The sequence below is a fragment of the Chryseobacterium sp. genome (assembly GCF_019236175.1).
Classification (GTDB): Bacteria; Bacteroidota; Bacteroidia; order Flavobacteriales; family Weeksellaceae; genus Chryseobacterium.
Window position 1 is genome coordinate 351,780 of the sequence record NZ_JAFAJM010000019.1, and the last position, 20,152, is coordinate 371,931.

Sequence of the window (20,152 nt, forward strand, 5' to 3'; positions counted from 1 at the left end):
GACATAAATGCCGGTACGGTATGATATGGGATAAACCCCATTATTATTAAATAGATTTTTTTAAAATTTGTATGCTATATTCCATGCAAAGCCCATATTGAATTTGGATGAGCTTTTACCAAATCCGGGAACGATCATAGGAGCAATATTCTCCTGTTTAGAAGTATACACCAGATAACGTGGCTGCATATTAACATCAATATAAAAATTGGAATCAAATAGCTGCACTCTTCCTCCGATAGTTCCTTCCAACCAGAAAGAAGACTGTGATGATGAAGGAAAAGCTACCGAAGAATTACTTCCCCCAAAACCACGTACCGGAATTGCCATATATTCCTGCTTATAAAATGATCCGGCCACTTTACCTCCCACATAAAATCCATTGAATTCATTTTCAGGATCTTTTGCCAGCATATAAAAGCCTCCTAATTTAACGAAAGGGCCGTTTACTTTTGCATCGTATCCATTTTTCTGATACACATTTTTCTCAAAACCTGCTTCAGCAATAGCATGTACATTGCCATTGATCTTTGATGAAATAAATCCCTGATACAATTTTCTGTCTGAAAAAAAAGCTGCCCCCGTATTAAGGACATCAAGACCAACCATAAAGTTCGGTTCATATTTCCAATGATCCTTTTTTTTCTCTTCTTTTTTACCCTGCTTATCCTGTTGTGCAAAGGTGAGCACTCCTATGATACTAAAAAAGAAGGTAAAGATTAATCTTGTCTTCATTCTCTATTTGGTTTTGTCCGGCATCCAGCCCTTTAACAGGATTCGGCGTTATTAATTCTGAAGTTAAATTCTCATAAGATTTTTTAATACCACATCCTGGAGAAACATAAGCTGTTTTAGTAGTATAACTCACTCTTACCTTAGATTCTGTTCCTTTAGTGGATACTTTAAAATACACATCCGTATAAGGGGAGTCATCCACCCGTAACGGAATAAGGCTGTTGTCTACTTTTGTCACCCAGCCAAACGGAATTTTTCCGGCACCGTAATCTACAGATACATACAAAGAATCCAGAGTCATTGCTTTCCCCGATGCATCTGATCTGAATGCCACTCTCATCCTTGGTGTTCCTTCTCCGCTTTCACAGATATCATCATCTCCGCCACAGGAAAATAGCACACCCAGGAAGCAGAACATGATGAGAAGTTTAAAGTATTTCATCCGTATATTTTTATTTGTAATCAGATGGGACTGACGTTTCATATTAAGATTTGAAATTCAAATTTAAATAAATTTTATTTTTTAACAAGCAATGCGATATTCTCAACATGGTGAGTCTGCGGGAACATATCTACCGGTAAGATTTTCACCAGGGTATAATGTTCTTTCATCAACGCCAGATCTCTTGCCTGCGTAGCCGAGTTACAGCTTACATACACTACTTTTTCAGGAGAAAGCTTCAAGATCTGTTCTACCACTTTCTGATGCATTCCGTCTCTTGGAGGATCTGTTATCAGAACATCAGCTTTAGGATGATTTGCTAAGAATTCATCATTAAAAATATCCTTCATATCACCGCAATAGAAAGTACAGTTGGTCAATCCGTTTAAAGCAGCATGCTCAATAGCGGCATCAATTGCTTCCTGTACAGATTCTATTCCTATTACCTGCTTTGCATTCCTTGCTACATATTGTGCGATAGTGCCTGTTCCGGTATAAAGGTCATAAACAACTTCATCTCCTTTTAAATCAGCAAACTCCAACGTTTTTCTATAGAGCTCTAAAGCTTGTTTATAATTAGTCTGAAAGAATGATTTCGGCCCGATTTTAAAATACAGTCCGTCCATTTCCTCCATCAGATATCCTTCTCCGAAATAAATATTAATATCCAAATCATAAATAGAATCATTTTGTTTTGGATTAATAGCGTATACCAATGTTTTGATCTGAGGGAATTTTTCAAGCAGGAATTCAAAAAGTTTTTCCCGGTTTTCCTTTTCTTCTCTGTATAGCTGGAATAAGACCATCCACTCTCCTTTAGAGTTTTGTCTCATCATTAAAGTTCTCAGGAAACCTTCCTGATTTCTGACATCAAAGAAGTCTAATCCGTTTTTCACACCATAGTCTTTTACAGCGAGCCTTATTGCATTAGAAGGATCTTCCTGAAGGAAACATTCTTTAAGATCAAGAATTTTACTCCACATTCCGGGAATATGAAATCCTAACGCATCCCTGCTTCCAAAGTTTTCCTCAGAGCTTATTTCATATTGTGTAAGCCATCTTGCATTAGAGAAAGAGAACTCCATTTTATTTCTATAAAAATACTGTTCTTCAGAGCCCAGGATTGATACGGTTTCAAAATCATCAATTCCTCCAATTCTTTTGATATTGTTATAAACTTCTTCCTGCTTAAAATCCAGCTGTTTTTCATAGCTCATATTCTGCCACTTGCATCCCCCGCAGGTTCCGAAGTGGATACACTTGGGCTCTGTTCTGTAAGGAGATTTTTCCAGTACATCTGTAGCTTCTCCTTCAAAATATTTGGATTTGGCTTTTTTTACTTTTACATTCACCACATCGCCGGGGATAGCACCGGAAACCAATACTGTTTTACCGTCTTCTGTTTTACCAATAGCTACACCTTTTGCTCCGGCCGTTAATAGTTTAATATTTTCAAGAATAATATTTTTCTTCTTTCTCATTCCACAAATTCTATTTTTTCTATATGAAACCTCTCAGTTCCATCCTGCAAAAGTACAATAAAAAAAAACCTTATCCGAAGATAAGGTTTTCAACTATGTTAAAGTTTATTATTTTGTGGGCGCAGGCTGTGGATTTGCCTGTTGAGGAGCCTGTTGTTGTGCGGAAGGATCCATTTGTAATCCTTGTTGCATTTGCATATTCGGATCAACTTTCGGAGCTGAAAGCCCTGTCACTTTATCCAGAATTGTTACCAGTTCCTGTTCCCCAAGATTCACAAAAGATCTGCTGGCAATTTTACCGTCTTTATCAACGATAACAAAACAAGGCAATTTAAATCCATACACGCCATATTTTTTAGCAATATCGGATTCCATCCCCCCTTCTCCGTATACATTCATTCCCTGAATACCTTTTAATAAAGAGTTGCTCGTTTTTACAAACTGATCTTTGGTATCATCTACATTGACAAACACAAAGTTCATTTTAGATTTATAAAAATTAATCACTTCTTTCAATACAGGCACAGTAGCTTCCCCGATATAAGGATTCCAAGATGCATAGAAAAATAACATATAAGGTTTTCCTTTATTTTCAGAAAGTTTATAAGCCTTACCATCCTGCTTTACCAGCGCAGCCTCAGGAGCTACTTCACCGATTTTAAGCCCCGTAATAGCTACCTGCATTTTAAGCAGATCACTTTTAATGGTAGCATCTTTAATATCTGTATCAATAATTTTCTTGATTTTATCAATTCTATTGGCCGGAGTCGTTGGGTGAATATCCGCCTGAGCCATTACAAATGCTAAAAGATAATCTTTTGCTGTTTGAGAAAGATCTTTTTTAGTCTTTAAATACTGTGCAAACAATTCTGAAGTTGTAATATCTGTTTTTCCTTTGCTGTTTGCTTCCGCATACTTTTGGAAATCAGGAGTCATTTTTACAAGTAAATATTGTCTGTAAAGCGGAATTGTTTTTACCATTGCCTCTTTATCATCTTCTAGCTTCACTTCATAATCTTTGAAAGCTTTAGATGTTTTATATGATGGGTTTCCGGACATTGGACCGTGAGACATTTCGTAATTTGCCAGTAAATTCAGGATCGTTACTTTTACATCGTTCTTCTTCCAATCTAAAAGTGCTTTACTAGGATTATTTTTTGCAGCAAGATCATCAACATTTTTATTGATATCCGCTTCCACTTTATGGATTCCTTTTAGGAAAGTAGCTTCATCTGAAGCCATTAACTGATTTAAGTTAACTTTATTCCCGTATTCTCCTAAAAACTTCTGAGTTCCCTGAAGGAAATCATTATTCTTTTTAGCATCTCCTGTAATCACATATTCGTTAGGAAAAGTCATTCCGTTTCCGGAAATATTTATATTTTGTCCTCTTTCAAGATAGATCAGGTTTTGTCTGTTGGCATAATTAATAACATACATTCCATCTTTAGGAGCTTCAAAGCTACCTGAAAAATTACCGTCTTTATCTAAACCTATATTAATTAAAGGCAAAGTTCCCACTCCTGAAGCTTCTACAAACTCAATTCTTTCCAATGGTGAACTTCCAGTAATTTTTCCTTTTACTTCTACTTTTTTTGAACAAGACATCACGAAAATCGCGATGATAAACAATAAAAGATATTTTTTCATTTCAATTTTTAATATTACACAAAAATACGCTTTTTAGGGCTTCTTCATTCACAGTAATTATTTTTTTTAAAAAATTTATTTTCCTTTATTTAAAGAGTGTTTACCGCTTTTTTGATCTCTGGCGGATCTCTTTAATTTTTTTCAAATATATTTATTAAAACAATTCTACTACCCACCAAATATAGACTTATTAAGTAAAGTATCCCAAAGCATATTAATAAGTTAACAAACTTTAACAGCAAAAACATTTTGACATAAAAAAAGTCGCCTCCTTACGAAGACGACTTTTATTATATTTGAATCTATTCTATCCCTGATCTACAAGAGCAGCCATATATTCTCTGTTCATTCTGGCGATATTCTCAAGAGAAATCCCTTTAGGACACTCTATTTCACATGCACCCGTATTTGAACAGTTACCGAATCCTTCTTCGTCCATAGCTTTCACCATGTTCAGAACTCTTCGCTTCGCTTCTACTCTACCCTGAGGAAGTAAAGCAAACTGAGAAACTTTCGCTCCAACGAATAACATGGCAGATCCGTTTTTACATGTAGCCACACAAGCTCCACAACCGATACAAGCAGCAGCATCCATTGCTCTGTCAGCATCTTCTTTAGGAACCGGAATAGCATTAGCATCCAGTGTATTTCCGGAGGTGTTTACAGAAACGAAACCTCCTGCAGCCATTACTCTGTCAAATGCACTTCTGTCTACCATTAAGTCTTTAATAACCGGGAAAGCGGCACTTCTCCATGGTTCGATAACGATGGTTTCACCATCTTTGAACATTCTCATGTGAAGCTGACACGTAGTAATTCCCGTATCAGGACCGTGAGCTCTACCATTGATGTAAAGAGAACACATACCGCAGATCCCTTCACGACAGTCATGGTCAAAAGCAATCGGCTCTTTTCCTTCGTTAATTAAGTTTTCGTTCAGAATATCCAACATTTCCAGAAATGAAGAATCTGTAGAAACATCTGATATTTTGTAGGTCTCAAACTGACCTTTAGTTTTACTATTTTTCTGTCTCCAAATTTTCAGCGTAAGATGTAAGCCTTTTTTTGCACTCATAATTTTATATTTATAGGTTGGAGATTATTTATAACTTCTAGTTTTAACCTCGATGTTGTCATATATCAGCTCTTCTTTATGCAACACCTCGGCGTTGATATCGTTACCCTGATATTCCCAAGCTCCGACGTATTTGTAATTTACGTCATCTCTTTCCGCTTCACCATCCGGAGTTGAATGGTCTTCACGGAAGTGTCCTCCACAAGATTCGTTTCTGTGTAGAGCATCGATAGCCATAAGTTGTCCTAATTCAAGGAAGTCTGCTACTCTGAAAGCTTTTTCAAGCTCAGTGTTCATTCCTTCTCCTTCACCAGGTACTTTAACATTTTTCCAGAAATTGTTTCTTACTTCTTCAATTTCTTTGATTGCTTCTCTTAACCCTTCAGGAGTTCTTCCCATACCTACTTTATTCCACATGATGTGTCCTAATTGCTTATGGAAATGGTCTACTGAATGGGTTCCTTTATTAGTTAAGAAGAACTCAATTTTTTCTTTAATTCCTTTTTCAGCTTCGTCAAACGCTCCTGAATTGGTAGGAATGGCACCTGTTCTGATATCTGCAGAAAGATAATCTGCAATAGTATAAGGTAATACAAAGTATCCGTCTGCAAGACCCTGCATTAGTGCGGAAGCACCGAGCCTGTTTGCTCCGTGATCAGAGAAGTTAGCCTCACCAATTACGAAACATCCGGGAATAGTAGACTGAAGATTGTAGTCAACCCAAACTCCACCCATTGTATAGTGAACCGCAGGATAGATTTTCATTGGAGTTTTATAAGGATCATCAGCCGTAATTTTTTCATACATTACGAATAAGTTTCCGTATTTTTCCTCAACCCACTTCTTACCAAGATCATAAATTTGCTGATCTGTAGGATTGTGAATATGTTTTTCGATAGCGGATTCTTTACCTTTTTTCATGATCTCTGTAGAGAAATCCAGGTAAACACCTTCTTTAGTATCATTATTTTCGATTCCGTATCCGGCATCACATCTTTCCTTAGCAGCTCTTGACGCAACATCTCTAGGGACAAGGTTACCGAATGCAGGGTATCTTCTTTCTAAATAATAATCTCTGTCTTCTTCTTTAATGTTTTCAGGTCTTAACTTTCCGTCTCTGATTGCTATTGAATCCTCTAGCTTTTTAGGAACCCAGATTCTTCCGGAGTTTCTTAATGATTCAGACATCAAAGTCAGTTTAGACTGCTGAGTTCCGTGAACCGGAATACAAGTCGGGTGAATCTGTACATAACAAGGGTTTGCAAAGTATGCTCCTTTTTTATGAATTTTCCAAGCTGCAGAAACGTTTGATCCCATAGCATTGGTAGAAAGGAAATATACGTTTCCGTATCCTCCTGAAGCAATTACCACTGCGTGAGCAGAATGTCTTTCAATCTCCCCTGTTACAAGGTTTCTTGCGATAATACCTCTTGCTTTTCCGTCAACAATAACAAGGTCCAGCATTTCATGACGATTGTACATCTTAATTCTACCTTTACCGATCTGACGGCTCATTGCAGAATAAGCTCCTAATAATAGCTGCTGTCCGGTTTGTCCTTTTGCATAGAAAGTTCTTTTTACCTGAACCCCACCAAATGAACGGTTATCCAGCTGACCGCCGTAATCTCTTCCGAAAGGTACTCCCTGGGAAACACACTGGTCAATAATATTAGCAGAAACTTCTGCCAATCTGTAAACGTTAGCCTCTCTTGCTCTGTAGTCACCTCCTTTGATTGTATCATAGAACAATCTGTAGGTAGAGTCACCATCACCCTGATAGTTTTTAGCAGCGTTGATACCTCCCTGAGCTGCAATAGAGTGAGCTCTTCTTGGAGAATCCTGATAGCAGAACGCTTTTACGTTGTATCCTTGCTCAGCTAAAGTAGCTGCAGCAGAACCTCCTGCCAAACCTGTACCTACAACAATAATATCAATCTTATCTCTGTTGTTTGGTGCAACAAGGTTCATATGGTCTTTATGATTTTTCCACTTATCCTTTAGAGGACCTGCTGGAATTCTTGAATCTAACTTACTCATACTAGTATATTGATATTATTGAGTTATAAAGTGAAAAATTGCGATGAAAATAAATCCAGCAGGAATAAGGATTGAATACCATGTTCCAACAGCTTTAATCACCGGCGTATATTTTGGATGTCTTGCTCCAACAGACTGGAACGAAGACTGGAATCCGTGTGCTAAGTGTAATCCTAATAGAACAAAAGAAATTACATACAGCGCTACTCTCCAGATGTCTGCAAATTTTTCATGAAGTTCCGGCCAGAAACGTTCTGCATCAGGAGCAATTCCCTGTACATACTTGTAGTTGATTTCATGTAGCCAGAAATCATATAAGTGAAGCGCCAAGAAAGCCAAAACAACAGCTCCGGAAATAATCATATTTCTGGACATCCATGTAGAATTTACAGCTGCATTGTTTGATTCATACTTTACCGGACGCGCTTTATTATTCTTAATTTCAAGCACAAATCCCATCGCAAAATGGAAAATTACTGCAAAACCAAGAATAGGCTGCATTAAGAACTGCACAAAAGGATTATAGCCCATAAATTCAGATGCTGTATTGAAAGCATCCTTGTTCAGGACTGATAACAAATTGGTTGTCAAATGCAGTATAAGAAAAATCAGCAAAAACATAGCTGATAATGCCATAGCGTATTTTCTACCTATCGTAGAACTCGTTAAACCTGCCATATAAGTTTAAATTTGAATTTCCACAAAATTAAGAAATGTTAACAATATCGAAAAGTGAGAAATCTCACAATTAGCCAGTTTGTAATCTTTCTAAATAAGACTCAAGGCGTTATAAATAAAGGAAATTTAAAAACGGGAGATCAGGTTATTTTAAGTCATAAATCCGGCCTTGAAAAACAACTTTTTGCACCTCGGACGGGAGGGTTTTTATTTCAAAATAATCTAGTCTCCGGGAAGAACAATAAGGATTAATAAAATACCTGATCATTTTCTTTTGATCTGTTATATCCGAAATCCAGAAACAAACTTTATTACCGTTCTTTACACCCAATATCCGGCTCTTATAAAAATTCAGAACCACAAGCTCATCTCTTTGGCTTTCAAAAATATCAGATCCTGTTCTTACTAAAAGAAAAAGCATCACCCCCATACTCAATCTCATACAATTTTTAAAATTACATTTTAGTATTAAAAATCTTAAAAAGTATATAATTCCCCATACTGACAATATTTCTAAAATATTCATTGAAATATTTTCAATATACAAAGCATCAATTCCGGCAAACTCATGGATTCCCTTCAACAATATCCGGATAACAAAATCATAGCTTATATCTGCAACACTGAAATTGATCTGAAAAGCCACAAATACAGTCATCAGAAAAGAAAATACAATAATTAGCTCAGAGAAAGGAACAATAACAATATTGGCTATAAACGAAATAAAAGAGAACTGGTGAAAATAATACAAAACCAATGGCAATGTTGCCAATTGTGCGGCTATGGAAATTGAAATGGTATTGAAGAGCAGTTTTTTTAAATAATGATTCCGCTTCGGAAAAAGTCTTAAAAGCGGCTGATTTAACCAAAAAATCCCCAGGACGGCAACACAACTCAGCTGAAAGCCTATATCGAAAATCTGTTGTGTATCGAAAATAAGAATGATAAACGCAGAAAGCGCCAATGAGTGAAGAACATCTGATTTGCGCTGAAGCAATACATAAATAAAATATACACTCAACATAATGCAGGATCTTAGTACGGAGTTTCCATAACCGATAAATGCCGCAAACAACCAGATAAATCCAAGACTAAGAATAATTGCATATTTTCTGAAACGTAAAGGTATAAGCCTGATCAATACGAAATAAAACATACCGAAGATCACGATAATATGAGTTCCGGAAATAGCCAGAAAATGGATAAGTCCGGATCGGTTGAAATCCTGAAGGATTTCCTCATCAATCTCTGTTCTGTCTGCCAGAATAATCCCTTTTAAAAATGCCTGTGTTTGTTCAGACATTACTGAATGCCCCATCTTCTGCAAAATCTCCAGTCTTTGCTGCCTGAGCTTATCTGCAAAACTTAAATGCAGCTTTTCTGCAGATTCAATTTCTTTTGAAAGATGGCACTGATATTCAATATTTTTCCGTTTCAGATATCGGGCATAATCAAACTGAAAATCATATGGGGGAGTTTTTACTTTTCCCATATAGGCCTCAGCACGATAATAATGCTTAAAATCAAGTTCATCTATACTCCTGGGTACGTAAACTATCGTAGTAAAACGCTTATTTCCCGACTCCGCAATTCCTTCATATTTCCTGAATTTTTCTGTTGAATTTAATTTTTGGGAAATTTCAAATACAACAGGTTCTTTTTTATTCAAGACAAATCTCGGGTCCGGTGAAAAGGTATTGAAAAAATGGAATATGATTCCCAAACCGAAGAACAGCAGTCCCAATAAGAAGGGTTTTATTTTACCCAAAATATAAGAATGAAAGAAGAGGATAATCAGAATTACCGAACAACCGCCTATACTGAAACAGACAGAAACCTTATTCAGTAAAAACTGATCCTGAAAAAGAATTCCAAGAATAAAGCATAGAGTCAGAATAAAAAGAGGCTGTTTGTTCAATTGTTACTTTTTGTTTTTACAAAATAGTAAATTAACGCCTTATATATCAACTCTGTAATTGCTAAAAAACGCTCAAAACCTCATCACAGAGATTAACAGAGCGCTTATTTTTTTACTATGAAAATTAAGTTCGTATAAAAAGTTTTTATTACACCATAAAAACCTATTGATCGGATATTTGAAGGATAAATCTTCAGAATCAGGTTTTTAAAATCACCTCAGCGGCATGATCACTGGCTCCTTTGCCCCCTAGTTTTTCTCTTAAAAGGCTATAATCATCCATCACTTGCTTTCTTTTTTCTCCTTCAAGAATTTTATGAAGTTCATCCACAAGGTTTTTGGTATTCAGATCATCCTGAATCAGTTCTTTAACCACTTCTCTATCCATAATCAGGTTAACCAGGGAGATGTAATTAATATTTTTCACCAGTCTCTTTGCTATCGCATAAGAGATTTTACTGCCACGGTAACAGACAACTTCAGGAATATTCAATAAAGCGGTTTCCAGGGTAGCTGTTCCCGAAGTTACAAGAGCTGCTTTTGAACACCTCAATAAGTCATACGTTCTGTTGGATACAAAATGCACATTATCGTCTACATATTTTTCATAAAACTCTCTCGGAAGGCTTGGAGCACCAGCTATAACAAACTGATAGTTTTTAAAATGAGACCGTACAGACAACATGATCTCAAGCATTTTTTCAACTTCCTGTTTTCTGGAACCCGGCAGAAGGGCTATAATTTCTTTGTCATTTAGCCCGCTTTCTTTCCTGAACTCTTCAATATTGATTTCTTTCAGATCGGAAATAGCGTCCAGCAAAGGATGTCCTACAAAATGGGAATGAACGCCATGTTTTCTGTAAAAATCTTCTTCAAAAGGAAGAATAACCATCATTTCATCCACGTACTTTTTAATAATTTCAACTCTTCCTTCTTTCCAGGCCCAAAGCTGAGGAGAAATATAATATATCACCTTAATTCCCAATTCCTTGGCAAATCTGGCAATTCTCAAATTAAACCCCGGATAATCGACAAGAATTAAAACATCCGGTCTGTTTTCTTTGATATCTTCTTTACAGAATGTAATATTATTCAGAATTGTTCTCAGATTCATAACCACTTCAAGGAATCCCATAAAAGCTAAATCACGATAATGTTTAACCAGTGTACCACCCTGAGCGGTCATGAGATCTCCGCCCCAAAATCTAAATTCCGCATGCGGATCTTTTTGCTTTAAGGCTTTCATTAAATTGCTCCCGTGCAGATCACCGGAAGCTTCTCCTGCAATAATGTAATACTTCATTTCTTCCGAAATTCTTTATAAGTTGGTTTCAATGACCGTTAGTAACCCTCTCATTAACATAAATCGTGTCATGGTTGGTTTCTATGGTAAGGATAGAGAACAAATTAAAATTTATATTGATCTTAATTTGTAAATTTGTTCAAAGATAACGATAAAAAATGTCAGAAGAATTTGAAATCAGAAATAAAGTTGCAGAAAGCGGCCTTATCAATTTTGACCTTACAACGCTCCTTCCTAAAGGAGAAAGAAAAGGAATTGACCTTAAAGATTTTCTATTTCAGGAAATGATCCTGAAAGAAAAAGATTTCCGTGAAAAAGTAGAAGCCATCAATGTTGAAGATTATAAAGATGCTTATATCTACATCTACAATTCTGTAGATACTATTATTCCGCTTTGGGCTTATTTTGTATTGACAGCTAAGCTTACGGATGTAGCCAAAAAAATAGTTTTCGGGAATCGTGAAGATCTTGAAGTAATCCTGATGCATAATGCTGTTCAAACTTATGATTTTGAAGAAATGAGAGGTAAAAGAGTATTGGTAAAAGGATGTTCGGACAAAGAGATTCCGGAAAATGCTTATATTGAACTGGTGGAACAACTAAAGCCAATGGTAAAATCTCTGATGTTCGGAGAAGCCTGTTCCAACGTTCCTATCATAAAGAACTAGAATGAGTAAAAATTTACCTGCTTTTTATCTGTTTTTTATTTTCTTAGTGATGTATTATGCAGGCAGTTTCACAAGAATTCCTTTTGCAGATGCCATTGGTTTTGTATTACCGGTAGAAATTGGTAAATATGAGCCTACTGCAACAGCTACTACTCATTTTTTATATGTCAACACTGCTATTTTTATAAAAAATATCACGGGTCTTAATGCTATTGAAGCAAGCAGATTATTAATTATTATTTCAGCAGCACTCACTGTTTCGGTTATTTATCTTACTGTAAAGAGTATTACAAAACTGAAATGGGCGTCCGTTGCGTCGGCCTTTATTTTCGGGTTTAGTTTTACTTTTTGGAAAAATGCAGAAATTGTAGAGGTTTATACTTATAATTCTTTATGGCTGAGTCTTTTTTTCTTTTCCGTCATTACAACTTTCACAGCGCATAAAAAGATATATATACCATTAGCTGCATTATTCTTCGGAATCAGCTTATGGGTACACATTCAGAATATTCTGCTTATTCCGGCATTTATTTTATTTCTCTATTATTTCAGGAAAGAAACTCAGTATATTTACTCATCTCTGTTGCTTTTTTTACTTATTTTCGGAGGCATCACTTTTCTTAATGTTTCTCATGGCTTACCTTTCAGTTCCCCGTATTTTTCAGAACGTGGAGAATGGCTTTCCAAATCATTCCAGAAGACTTTTGCAGAATATATTCAGGACCTGATTAAATCTGTAGTATATGTCGCATACAATTTTAACGTATTTGCCCTTTTAGGGCTTGCAGGAGTTTATTTCCTATATCAGTCTAACAGGAAAATGTTTTTCGTTTTCTTTACGGCTTCTTTGTGTGTATACGGCTTTGCAACTTTTTATGCGGTTACGGATAACTATGTTTTCTTTCTCCCTTTCAATATCATTTTTGCTTTGTCCATAGGCTACGGAATGTCTCAGATACAATCTCCGTGGATAAAAAAACTTTCATGGCTGAGCCTTTGTATTCCTTTATTCTATTTTTTTGCTCATACAGCCGCTTTGTCTACTCAAAAAGGAAAGGATTTTGACCAGTATAAAAAGTATAAAGGCGGAATGGATTACTATATGTTTCCATGGATGAATAATAATGCAGGTATTCTGGAATTCACTATAGACAAGAAACAGGCTCCGGATCCTATATTCTGGATGACTAACGAGGCAGAAATATATATTAAGCTGCTTAAGTCTAAAGGATATACCGAAGAAGAGATCAGAAAACTTTAACAATAATTATGAATCCTGTTCATTTTGTGAGGCATATTTTTTGATAACTTTGATACACTTAATACTAAACAAACACAAAAAATGAGCTTAATCGACCTACTTACAGGGAACACAAGCAACCAGGTTGCAGAACAGGCTGAAAACAAATTTGGAATCAGCAGAAATCAGGTCATTGCCCTTTTGGCTGTAGCCACCCCTCTCATTATTTCTTATTTAAGAAACAAATCTCAGGATGCTAAAGAAGCGGAAGCTTTAAATAATGCCTTAGATAAAGATCACAATGGAAGTATCCTGAACGACGCTTCACAAGTGGAAACAAGACAAGCTGAAGGCAGCTCAATTCTGACTCATATTTTCGGTGGAGAAAAAAGTGCTGTAGAAAATCAGCTTTCACAAAACACGGGAATCTCAATAGATAAAATAGGTCCGGTACTTGCGATGCTTGCTCCTGTTGTAATGGGATACATCGGACAGCAAAAGCAACAAAGCAATGTAGGAGCAGGAGGTCTTGGAGATCTTTTAGGAGGAATCCTTGGAAATGCGTCAAGCCAGGCTCAGACTCAGCAATCCAGCCCTTTAAATGATATTTTGGGTAGTGTTTTAGGAGGCGGCCAATCTCAGACATCAGGAAATCCTTTAAATGATATTTTAGGAAAAGTACTTGGTGGCGGAGCCAACAATCAACAACAGGGAGGCGGATTAGGAAGTATCCTTGGAAATATTTTTGGGAAATAATTAGTTTAATTTGTTATAAAAAAAGACCGGAGAAATTATCTCCGGTCTTTTTTATTAGGGGTTACTTTTTAGATTTTTCTTCTGAAGCAACGTAGTTTTTTGAAGCTTTTTTAGGTCTTCTTTTTCCATAACTACCGGAATTAATTTTTCCTCTTCTTGATTTTTTGTCTCCTTTTCCCATACTAATAATGTTTGTTGTTATTACGAATTTAGAAAATATACCACTAAAATCCAACTCTTTACGCTGTTAAAATTTTTATAAGACCGGAAATAGAAGTTCTCTCACCCGCCAATTCAATACTGCTCTGATCAATTTATGATAAAGATGACCATCTGTATTGCAACCTTCATCAAATCTCACCTTCCATCTTCCCTCTCTTAAACTTTAATCGTCTTCCATTTCCCTTTTTTAAACAAGATAAAAGCGATTATCGTAATCAATGTCTCTGCAGCCGGAATAGAAATAAAAACACCTTTGGGTCCCATTTCAAAGTATTTTGACAGACAATACGCTAAGGGAATCTGAAACATCCAGAATCCAAAAAGATTGACCCATGTCGGCGTCCAGGTGTCCCCTGCTCCATTGAATGCATTGATCATCACCATCCCTATTCCGTAAAAAATGAATCCTGTACTCATGATGTGAAGTGCATTCTTTGCAAAATCCCTGATTTCAGCTTCCCTGGTAAAAAATCCAACCAGAAAGTTTCCCAGTAAAATAAATATCAGGCTTACCGTTACCATGAAAATTACATTATATTTCACTGTTTTCATGACAGACTGTTCTGCTCTTATCATTTCATTAGCACCCATATTTTGTCCTACCAGAGTAGATGCGGCATTACTTAGCCCCCATGCGGGAAGCAAAAAGAACATCATCAGCCTTAAAGCAGTCTGATAGCCGGCTGAAGCATTTTCGCCCCCCGTCGTCGCAACCAGTTCCGCCAGAAAAATCCAGCTGCAGGAAGCAATGACAAACTGAAAAATTCCCGGAGTTGCAATTTTAATAATAGACCGGATTAAGTGATTGTCCGGTTTAAAATAAGCCGGTTTAATCCGGATCTGTGTATCAGCAACCAAGAGATGGTACAATTGGTACATCACCCCGATACTTCGTCCTATGGTGGTAGCCAGCGCGGCACCCGTAAGTCCCATCGCCGGAACCGGGCCCAATCCTTTAATCAATAGCGGACAAAGTATGATATTGGCAATATTGGCAATCCATAAACTTTTCATTGCAATCATAGCATTTCCTGCTCCTCTGAAGATTCCGTTGATTAAAAATAAAAGCATAATGATCGTACTGCTTCCCATCATAATTCTTGTAAAATTCTTTCCGTAAGCCGCAGCCTCGGGTTTTGAACCCATCAGAATTAAAATTTCTTCAGCATAGAGCACTCCTAATACACTCAAAATAAATGTGATGATAAATGACACCAACATCACCTGTGCTGCGCTTCTGGAAGCCTGTTCCGGATTTTTTTCTCCGATTCTTCTTGCAACCAGTGCTGTAGCAGCCATACTCATCCCGATGGCGATGGAATACATAACAGAAAGGACCGATTCAGTAAGCCCTACCGTCTGAATTGCAAAACCACTTTCTTTCAGATGCCCTACAAAGTACAGATCCACCAAAGCAAATACTGATTCCATAGCCATTTCCAACATCATGGGAATAGCCAGAAGCAGCACAGCAGTCCGGATACTTACTTTCGTAAAATCGGTTTCTTCACCATTGAATGCTTTTTTCAAAAAACCAATATATTTTGCCATTTTTTAATTAATAATTTATATAAGTTCAAAAATACAGATTCAATTATTAGCAAAACTTAGCAATTGGTAATAAAATTTAATTTAGATTTGTATATTCTTAAAAAATAATTCTTATGAAAAAAATAATCTCTACCCTTTTTCTATTTGGAATGTTATTATCAGCCGGTATGCTTTCTGCTCAACAACTTACCCAGGCAAAAATGAAAGCCATCAACTCTGATAATGTAACAACATTTAAAAAGCAATTTGCCCCGGGAGATTACAATAAGTGTTTTACGATAGGCAATGAGTCTTACAGCCCGCTTGGCTTCAGCTCACTATACGGCAGTAAGAATATCATCAAATTCCTTCTTGACAATAAAGTGGATATCAATAAGAAATGTAACAATAAAACACCGCTGGATTTAGCAGAAACAGGAAAAGGCGAAGAAACAGCAAAATACCTGATGCAACGCGGCGCAGTTAAAAATTAAAAATCCACAAAAAATAAACAAGACTTCCGAAAGGAAGTTTTTTTGTTTATAAAACCTGTAAAAACCTTATCTTTGCCAACGAAAAAAACGAGGTTCAGATAGGAGCCTTAAACATTGAACTTTAAACAACTAATTATGTTTCGATCACACACCAATGGAGAGCTATCTCTAAAAAATCTGAATGAAGAAGTTACACTGTCAGGATGGGTACAGACTATCCGTGATAAAGGATTTATGATTTGGATAGATCTTCGAGATCGTTACGGAATTACTCAGCTGGTTTTTGATCAGGAACGTTCTTCAGCACAATTAATGGAGGAGGCAAAAAAACTAGGCCGTGAATTTGTGATTCAAGTTTCCGGAAAGATAATTGAAAGGGTAAGTAAAAACCCTAATATTCCTACAGGAGAAATTGAACTTTTAGTAACCAACCTCACAGTACTGAATGATTCTCAGCTTCCGCCTTTCACTATTGAAGATGAAACAGACGGTGGAGAAGAGTTAAGAATGAAATACCGTTATCTGGATATCAGAAGAAATCCGGTAAAAGATAAATTGATCTTCCGTCATAAAATGGCTCAGAAAGTAAGAAATTACTTATCTGATGAAGGGTTCATTGAAGTAGAAACTCCGGTTTTAATTAAATCTACTCCTGAAGGAGCAAGAGACTTTGTGGTTCCAAGCAGAATGAACCCGGGACAATTTTATGCATTGCCCCAATCACCACAGACTTTCAAACAACTTTTGATGGTAGGGGGAATGGATAAATATTTCCAGATTGTAAAATGTTTCCGTGATGAGGATTTAAGAGCTGACAGACAGCCGGAATTTACACAGATCGACTGTGAAATGGCGTTTGTAGAGCAGGAAGATGTCATGAACGTTTTCGAAGGAATGACCAAGACGCTTATCAAAGATATTACAGGTCAGGAATTTGGCAGTTTCCCAAGAATGACTTTCGCAGATGCGATGAGAAAATACGGAAATGACAAACCGGATATCCGTTTCGGAATGGAGTTCGTGGAACTTAATGAACTTGTAAAAGGAAAAGACTTTAAGATATTTGATGAAGCCGAATTGGTTGTCGGAATCAATGTAGAAGGATGTGCAGACTATACGAGAAAGCAGATTGACGAGCTTGTAGACTGGGTAAAACGTCCGCAAGTCGGAGCTTCAGGAATGGTTTGGGCTAAATTCCAGAATGATGGCGTAAAAACCTCATCGGTCAACAAATTTTACAACGAAGAAGACTTAGCGAAAATCATTGAAAAATTCGGAGCTAAAGAAGGTGACTTAATGTTAATCCTTTCCGGAAATGAAAACAAAGTAAGAGCTCAGCTTTCTGCATTGAGAATGGAGCTTGGAAACCGTTTGGGATTAAGAAAAGGAAATGTATTCGCACCACTTTGGGTTGTTGATTTCCCGCTGTTGGAATGGGATGAAGATACTGAAAGATATCACGCAATGCACCACCCTTTTACTTCTCCAAAACCTGAAGATATTCACTTATTGGAAACTGATCCTGGTAAAGCAAGAGCTAATGCTTACGATATGGTTCTTAACGGAAACGAAATCGGAGGTGGATCTATCAGAATTTTTGACAAAGATCTTCAGTCTAAAATGTTTGACCTTCTAGGGTTCTCAAAAGAGGAGGCAGAAGCTCAGTTTGGATTCTTAATGAACGCATTTAAGTACGGGGCACCGCCACATGGTGGTTTAGCATTTGGTTTTGACCGTTTGGTAGCGATCTTAGATGGAAATGAAGTAATCAGAGATTATATTGCATTCCCTAAGAACAATTCAGGACGTGATGTCATGATTGATGCGCCTGCATCCATTGCTGATGCACAACTCGATGAGTTAGAGTTAAAATTAGATTTAAAAGCATAAATTTAAAGCGGGGTGTTGGCCCCGCTTTTTTTTACCATGAAAATTTTAATTGAGTTTCTTTCTGTAATCACTTTTTTGACAGCCATAGGGTTGGGAGTATTTATAATACTTATATTATTGAAAAAAATAATATACTCTCCTCCCGGAAGTACCAACAAAACTGATAAAAAAACTTCACAATACCTCCCGTTATTAGGAGCATGCCTTCCGTTATGCTTTATTTCCAGTCTAGGGAGTAAAGAAATCATAAGGTATGAATTTCGCAAAACCCTGAAAGAAAGCAAGATCGAATCCGTAGAAGTCAATGGCTTTTTCTTCGGTCGGGAAGATGCAACCAAAATGTTTTCAAAATTAGAATATGACCCCGGCCGTTATCATTGTGAATCTTATCCGGGTATCATTACCTTTGAAAATAATGAATCAACTCCCATTGAAATTATCCGGCATTGCTATGAGAAAAATCAGTACATCATTGTTTCCAGAAAATACTCAGAGAATGTCAGTATTGGAATTATAACAACATCAGAGCTTGATCATATCATAAATAATACAGATTCCGGAGATCTCAATACCCCTTAGCTCCTCTACTTCATTTTCAATATCTGTTCTCTTCCCGGACCAGTAGAAAGATATCCCACAGGAATTTCCAACTCAGTCTCCAAAAAGGAAAGGAAATCCTTTAATGCATCCGGAAGTGCAGAAGCATCTTTAATCACTGAAAAATCAGCTTCCCAGCCAGCCAGCCATTTGAATATTGGTTGTGCATTCTCAGGAAGTGTTCCGGCATTGGTTTCAATAGTTCCGTCTGCCCATTCATAATGAGTGCAAACTGCCACGGATTTCAATCCGCTTAGAACATCAGCTTTAGTAAGAACCAATTGAGTAACCCCATTGATCATTACAGCATATCGTAAAGCCGGAAGATCTAACCATCCGGTTCTTCTTGGGCGTCCTGTATTGGAACCAAATTCATTTCCTTTGATTCTGATTTCATCCCCCAGTTCATCAAAAAGCTCTGTTGGGAATATCCCGTTTCCTACTCTTGTACAGTACGCTTTGGCAATACCAAAAATTTCACCGATCTTTTTCGGAGAAATTCCCAGTCCGCTGCAAGCCCCTGAAGCAGTAGTAGAAGAAGACGTTACATAAGGATAAGTCCCATGATCAATATCAAGTAATGCAGCCTGAGATCCTTCAGCCAAAACGGTCTGCTTATTCTTTAAGGCTTTGTTTAAGAATAGCTCGGTCTCTGTACAGTCGAATTGCTTTAAAAATTCTACAGCATCAAAAAACTCTTCACAAATTGACTCTAAAGATGGTAATTCCATACCTGCATCAGTCAAAAACTGATAGTCTCTCTCCAGAATACGTTCTACCCTCTCCTTAAAATCGGGTGAATACATATCACCAATCCGTACATTCTGTCTTAGAATTTTATTTGAATATGCCTGAGCTATTCCGTTTTTCGTTGTTCCAATGGTCGTATAAGCAGGGCTTTCTTCCATGAAAACATCCAACAGCTTATAAGTAGGCAATACAAAATGTGCTTTTTTAGAAATAATCAGATTTTTCTCCGGCTGAAGTGTTTCATCAAACTGCTTTACATTCAGAATTTCTTTTTTAAAACTTACCGGATCAAGAACGGTTCCTGTTCCGATGACATTTTGTACCTCCTTCATAAAAATACCGGACGGAATCATTTTAAGCGTAATTTTTTTGCCGTTTCTTTCTATACTGTGTCCTGCATTAGAACCGCCGTTAAAACGGGCTGTAATATCATAATCTTCACTGATCAGGTCAATAAACTTTCCCTTTCCTTCGTCACCCCATTGTAATCCCAGTACAATATCCATATTCATAATTTCTATTTTATGGTGCAAAGCTATGACAGTTTGAAAAGGAGACCATTGCCATTTGACAAAAACGTATTTGTATGAATGTATAATGCAAATATTTATTCACCTAAAGCCAATTTCTATCTTAGACTGTATGTTAGGTTTTGGCTAAAGCCAATGGAAGGGTTTTAAATGACA

18 protein-coding genes are annotated in these 20,152 nt (G+C 36.8%); 6 read left to right on the top strand and 12 right to left on the bottom strand.

All coding sequences use genetic code 11. The features are described from left to right. Positions 1 to 60 precede the first annotated feature (60 nt). From JO178_RS17775 to lpxB, 9 genes are all read right to left on the bottom strand, one after another. Positions 61 to 735, bottom strand: coding sequence for a DUF6048 family protein (locus tag JO178_RS17775; protein ID WP_291938659.1), 675 nt, complete (start codon positions 733 to 735; stop codon positions 61 to 63). After that, the gene (locus tag JO178_RS17780; RefSeq protein WP_291938661.1) at positions 701 to 1,177 is read right to left on the bottom strand and encodes a DUF6452 family protein; all 477 of its coding nucleotides are present in this window, start codon (positions 1,175 to 1,177) and stop codon (positions 701 to 703) included. Before JO178_RS17780 ends, JO178_RS17775 begins: the two co-directional genes overlap by 35 nt. A gap of 74 nt (positions 1,178 to 1,251) precedes the next feature. Beyond that, positions 1,252 to 2,658, bottom strand: a complete 1,407-nt coding sequence (gene rlmD / locus JO178_RS17785) for a 23S rRNA (uracil(1939)-C(5))-methyltransferase RlmD (protein WP_291938663.1) — start codon at positions 2,656 to 2,658, stop codon at positions 1,252 to 1,254. A gap of 108 nt (positions 2,659 to 2,766) precedes the next feature. Beyond that, positions 2,767 to 4,308: a TlpA disulfide reductase family protein gene (locus tag JO178_RS17790; protein ID WP_291938665.1), complete on the bottom strand. Its 1,542-nt coding sequence runs from the start codon at positions 4,306 to 4,308 to the stop codon at positions 2,767 to 2,769. A gap of 307 nt (positions 4,309 to 4,615) precedes the next feature. Beyond that, entirely contained in the window at positions 4,616 to 5,383 is a 768-nt protein-coding gene (locus JO178_RS17795) for a succinate dehydrogenase/fumarate reductase iron-sulfur subunit (protein WP_047488931.1), read from the bottom strand. A 24-nt stretch (positions 5,384 to 5,407) separates the two neighbouring features. Further along, positions 5,408 to 7,420, bottom strand: coding sequence for a fumarate reductase/succinate dehydrogenase flavoprotein subunit (locus JO178_RS17800; protein WP_291938679.1), 2,013 nt, complete (start codon positions 7,418 to 7,420; stop codon positions 5,408 to 5,410). Positions 7,421 to 7,435: 15 nt separating this feature from the next. Then, a complete protein-coding gene (locus JO178_RS17805; RefSeq protein WP_291938681.1) occupies positions 7,436 to 8,098 on the bottom strand; it encodes a succinate dehydrogenase cytochrome b subunit in 663 nt (220 codons plus the stop codon). Positions 8,099 to 8,243: 145 nt separating this feature from the next. Further along, positions 8,244 to 10,016, bottom strand: coding sequence for a ComEC/Rec2 family competence protein (locus tag JO178_RS17810; protein WP_291938683.1), 1,773 nt, complete (start codon positions 10,014 to 10,016; stop codon positions 8,244 to 8,246). A gap of 199 nt (positions 10,017 to 10,215) precedes the next feature. Further along, complete coding sequence (gene lpxB / locus JO178_RS17815; RefSeq protein WP_291938686.1) at positions 10,216 to 11,319, bottom strand: lipid-A-disaccharide synthase; 1,104 nt, start codon at positions 11,317 to 11,319, stop codon at positions 10,216 to 10,218. Between the two features lie 158 nt (positions 11,320 to 11,477). Between lpxB and JO178_RS17820 the strand changes: the two genes are divergently transcribed. From JO178_RS17820 to JO178_RS17830, 3 genes are all read left to right on the top strand, one after another. Further along, entirely contained in the window at positions 11,478 to 11,987 is a 510-nt protein-coding gene (locus JO178_RS17820; RefSeq protein WP_291938687.1) for a DUF2480 family protein, read from the top strand. 1 nt (position 11,988) lies between these two features. Then, positions 11,989 to 13,248, top strand: a complete 1,260-nt coding sequence (locus JO178_RS17825; RefSeq protein WP_291938689.1) for a DUF2723 domain-containing protein — start codon at positions 11,989 to 11,991, stop codon at positions 13,246 to 13,248. An 81-nt stretch (positions 13,249 to 13,329) separates the two neighbouring features. Further along, on the top strand, positions 13,330 to 13,983 hold the full coding sequence (locus JO178_RS17830; RefSeq protein ID WP_291938692.1) for a DUF937 domain-containing protein: 654 nt from the start codon (positions 13,330 to 13,332) through the stop codon (positions 13,981 to 13,983). A 61-nt stretch (positions 13,984 to 14,044) separates the two neighbouring features. On the opposite strand, the gene JO178_RS17835 is transcribed toward JO178_RS17830, so the two are convergent. Both JO178_RS17835 and JO178_RS17840 read right to left on the bottom strand, forming a co-directional pair. After that, positions 14,045 to 14,164: a 30S ribosomal protein THX gene (locus JO178_RS17835; RefSeq protein ID WP_291938694.1), complete on the bottom strand. Its 120-nt coding sequence runs from the start codon at positions 14,162 to 14,164 to the stop codon at positions 14,045 to 14,047. A 197-nt stretch (positions 14,165 to 14,361) separates the two neighbouring features. Further along, positions 14,362 to 15,756 carry an MATE family efflux transporter gene (locus tag JO178_RS17840; RefSeq protein WP_291938696.1) on the bottom strand — a complete coding sequence of 465 codons (1,395 nt, stop codon included), beginning with the start codon at positions 15,754 to 15,756 and terminating at the stop codon, positions 14,362 to 14,364. A gap of 113 nt (positions 15,757 to 15,869) precedes the next feature. Here JO178_RS17840 and JO178_RS17845 point away from each other — a divergent pair, with 113 nt between their 5' ends. The 3 genes from JO178_RS17845 (at position 15,870) to JO178_RS17855 (ending at position 18,698) form a co-directional block, all read left to right on the top strand. After that, positions 15,870 to 16,229, top strand: coding sequence for an ankyrin repeat domain-containing protein (locus JO178_RS17845; protein WP_291938697.1), 360 nt, complete (start codon positions 15,870 to 15,872; stop codon positions 16,227 to 16,229). Between the two features lie 135 nt (positions 16,230 to 16,364). After that, entirely contained in the window at positions 16,365 to 18,119 is a 1,755-nt protein-coding gene (aspS, locus tag JO178_RS17850) for an aspartate--tRNA ligase (RefSeq protein WP_291938699.1), read from the top strand. Positions 18,120 to 18,236: 117 nt separating this feature from the next. After that, the gene (locus JO178_RS17855; RefSeq protein ID WP_291938701.1) at positions 18,237 to 18,698 is read left to right on the top strand and encodes a hypothetical protein; all 462 of its coding nucleotides are present in this window, start codon (positions 18,237 to 18,239) and stop codon (positions 18,696 to 18,698) included. A 5-nt stretch (positions 18,699 to 18,703) separates the two neighbouring features. On the opposite strand, the gene JO178_RS17860 is transcribed toward JO178_RS17855, so the two are convergent. Beyond that, entirely contained in the window at positions 18,704 to 19,978 is a 1,275-nt protein-coding gene (locus JO178_RS17860; RefSeq protein ID WP_291938703.1) for an adenylosuccinate synthase, read from the bottom strand. Between the last annotated feature and the right edge of the window lie 174 nt (positions 19,979 to 20,152).

Coding starts and splice junctions, on each gene's coding strand:
- JO178_RS17775 (WP_291938659.1), bottom strand. CDS start 735: ATGAAGACAAGATTAATCTTTACCTTCTTTTTTAGTATCATAGGAGTG.
- JO178_RS17780 (WP_291938661.1), bottom strand. CDS start 1,177: ATGAAATACTTTAAACTTCTCATCATGTTCTGCTTCCTGGGTGTGCTA.
- rlmD (WP_291938663.1), bottom strand. CDS start 2,658: ATGAGAAAGAAGAAAAATATTATTCTTGAAAATATTAAACTATTAACG.
- JO178_RS17790 (WP_291938665.1), bottom strand. CDS start 4,308: ATGAAAAAATATCTTTTATTGTTTATCATCGCGATTTTCGTGATGTCT.
- JO178_RS17795 (WP_047488931.1), bottom strand. CDS start 5,383: ATGAGTGCAAAAAAAGGCTTACATCTTACGCTGAAAATTTGGAGACAG.
- JO178_RS17800 (WP_291938679.1), bottom strand. CDS start 7,420: ATGAGTAAGTTAGATTCAAGAATTCCAGCAGGTCCTCTAAAGGATAAG.
- JO178_RS17805 (WP_291938681.1), bottom strand. CDS start 8,098: ATGGCAGGTTTAACGAGTTCTACGATAGGTAGAAAATACGCTATGGCA.
- lpxB (WP_291938686.1), bottom strand. CDS start 11,319: ATGAAGTATTACATTATTGCAGGAGAAGCTTCCGGTGATCTGCACGGG.
- JO178_RS17820 (WP_291938687.1), top strand. CDS start 11,478: ATGTCAGAAGAATTTGAAATCAGAAATAAAGTTGCAGAAAGCGGCCTT.
- JO178_RS17825 (WP_291938689.1), top strand. CDS start 11,989: ATGAGTAAAAATTTACCTGCTTTTTATCTGTTTTTTATTTTCTTAGTG.
- JO178_RS17830 (WP_291938692.1), top strand. CDS start 13,330: ATGAGCTTAATCGACCTACTTACAGGGAACACAAGCAACCAGGTTGCA.
- JO178_RS17835 (WP_291938694.1), bottom strand. CDS start 14,164: ATGGGAAAAGGAGACAAAAAATCAAGAAGAGGAAAAATTAATTCCGGT.
- JO178_RS17840 (WP_291938696.1), bottom strand. CDS start 15,756: ATGGCAAAATATATTGGTTTTTTGAAAAAAGCATTCAATGGTGAAGAA.
- JO178_RS17845 (WP_291938697.1), top strand. CDS start 15,870: ATGAAAAAAATAATCTCTACCCTTTTTCTATTTGGAATGTTATTATCA.
- aspS (WP_291938699.1), top strand. CDS start 16,365: ATGTTTCGATCACACACCAATGGAGAGCTATCTCTAAAAAATCTGAAT.
- JO178_RS17860 (WP_291938703.1), bottom strand. CDS start 19,978: ATGAATATGGATATTGTACTGGGATTACAATGGGGTGACGAAGGAAAG.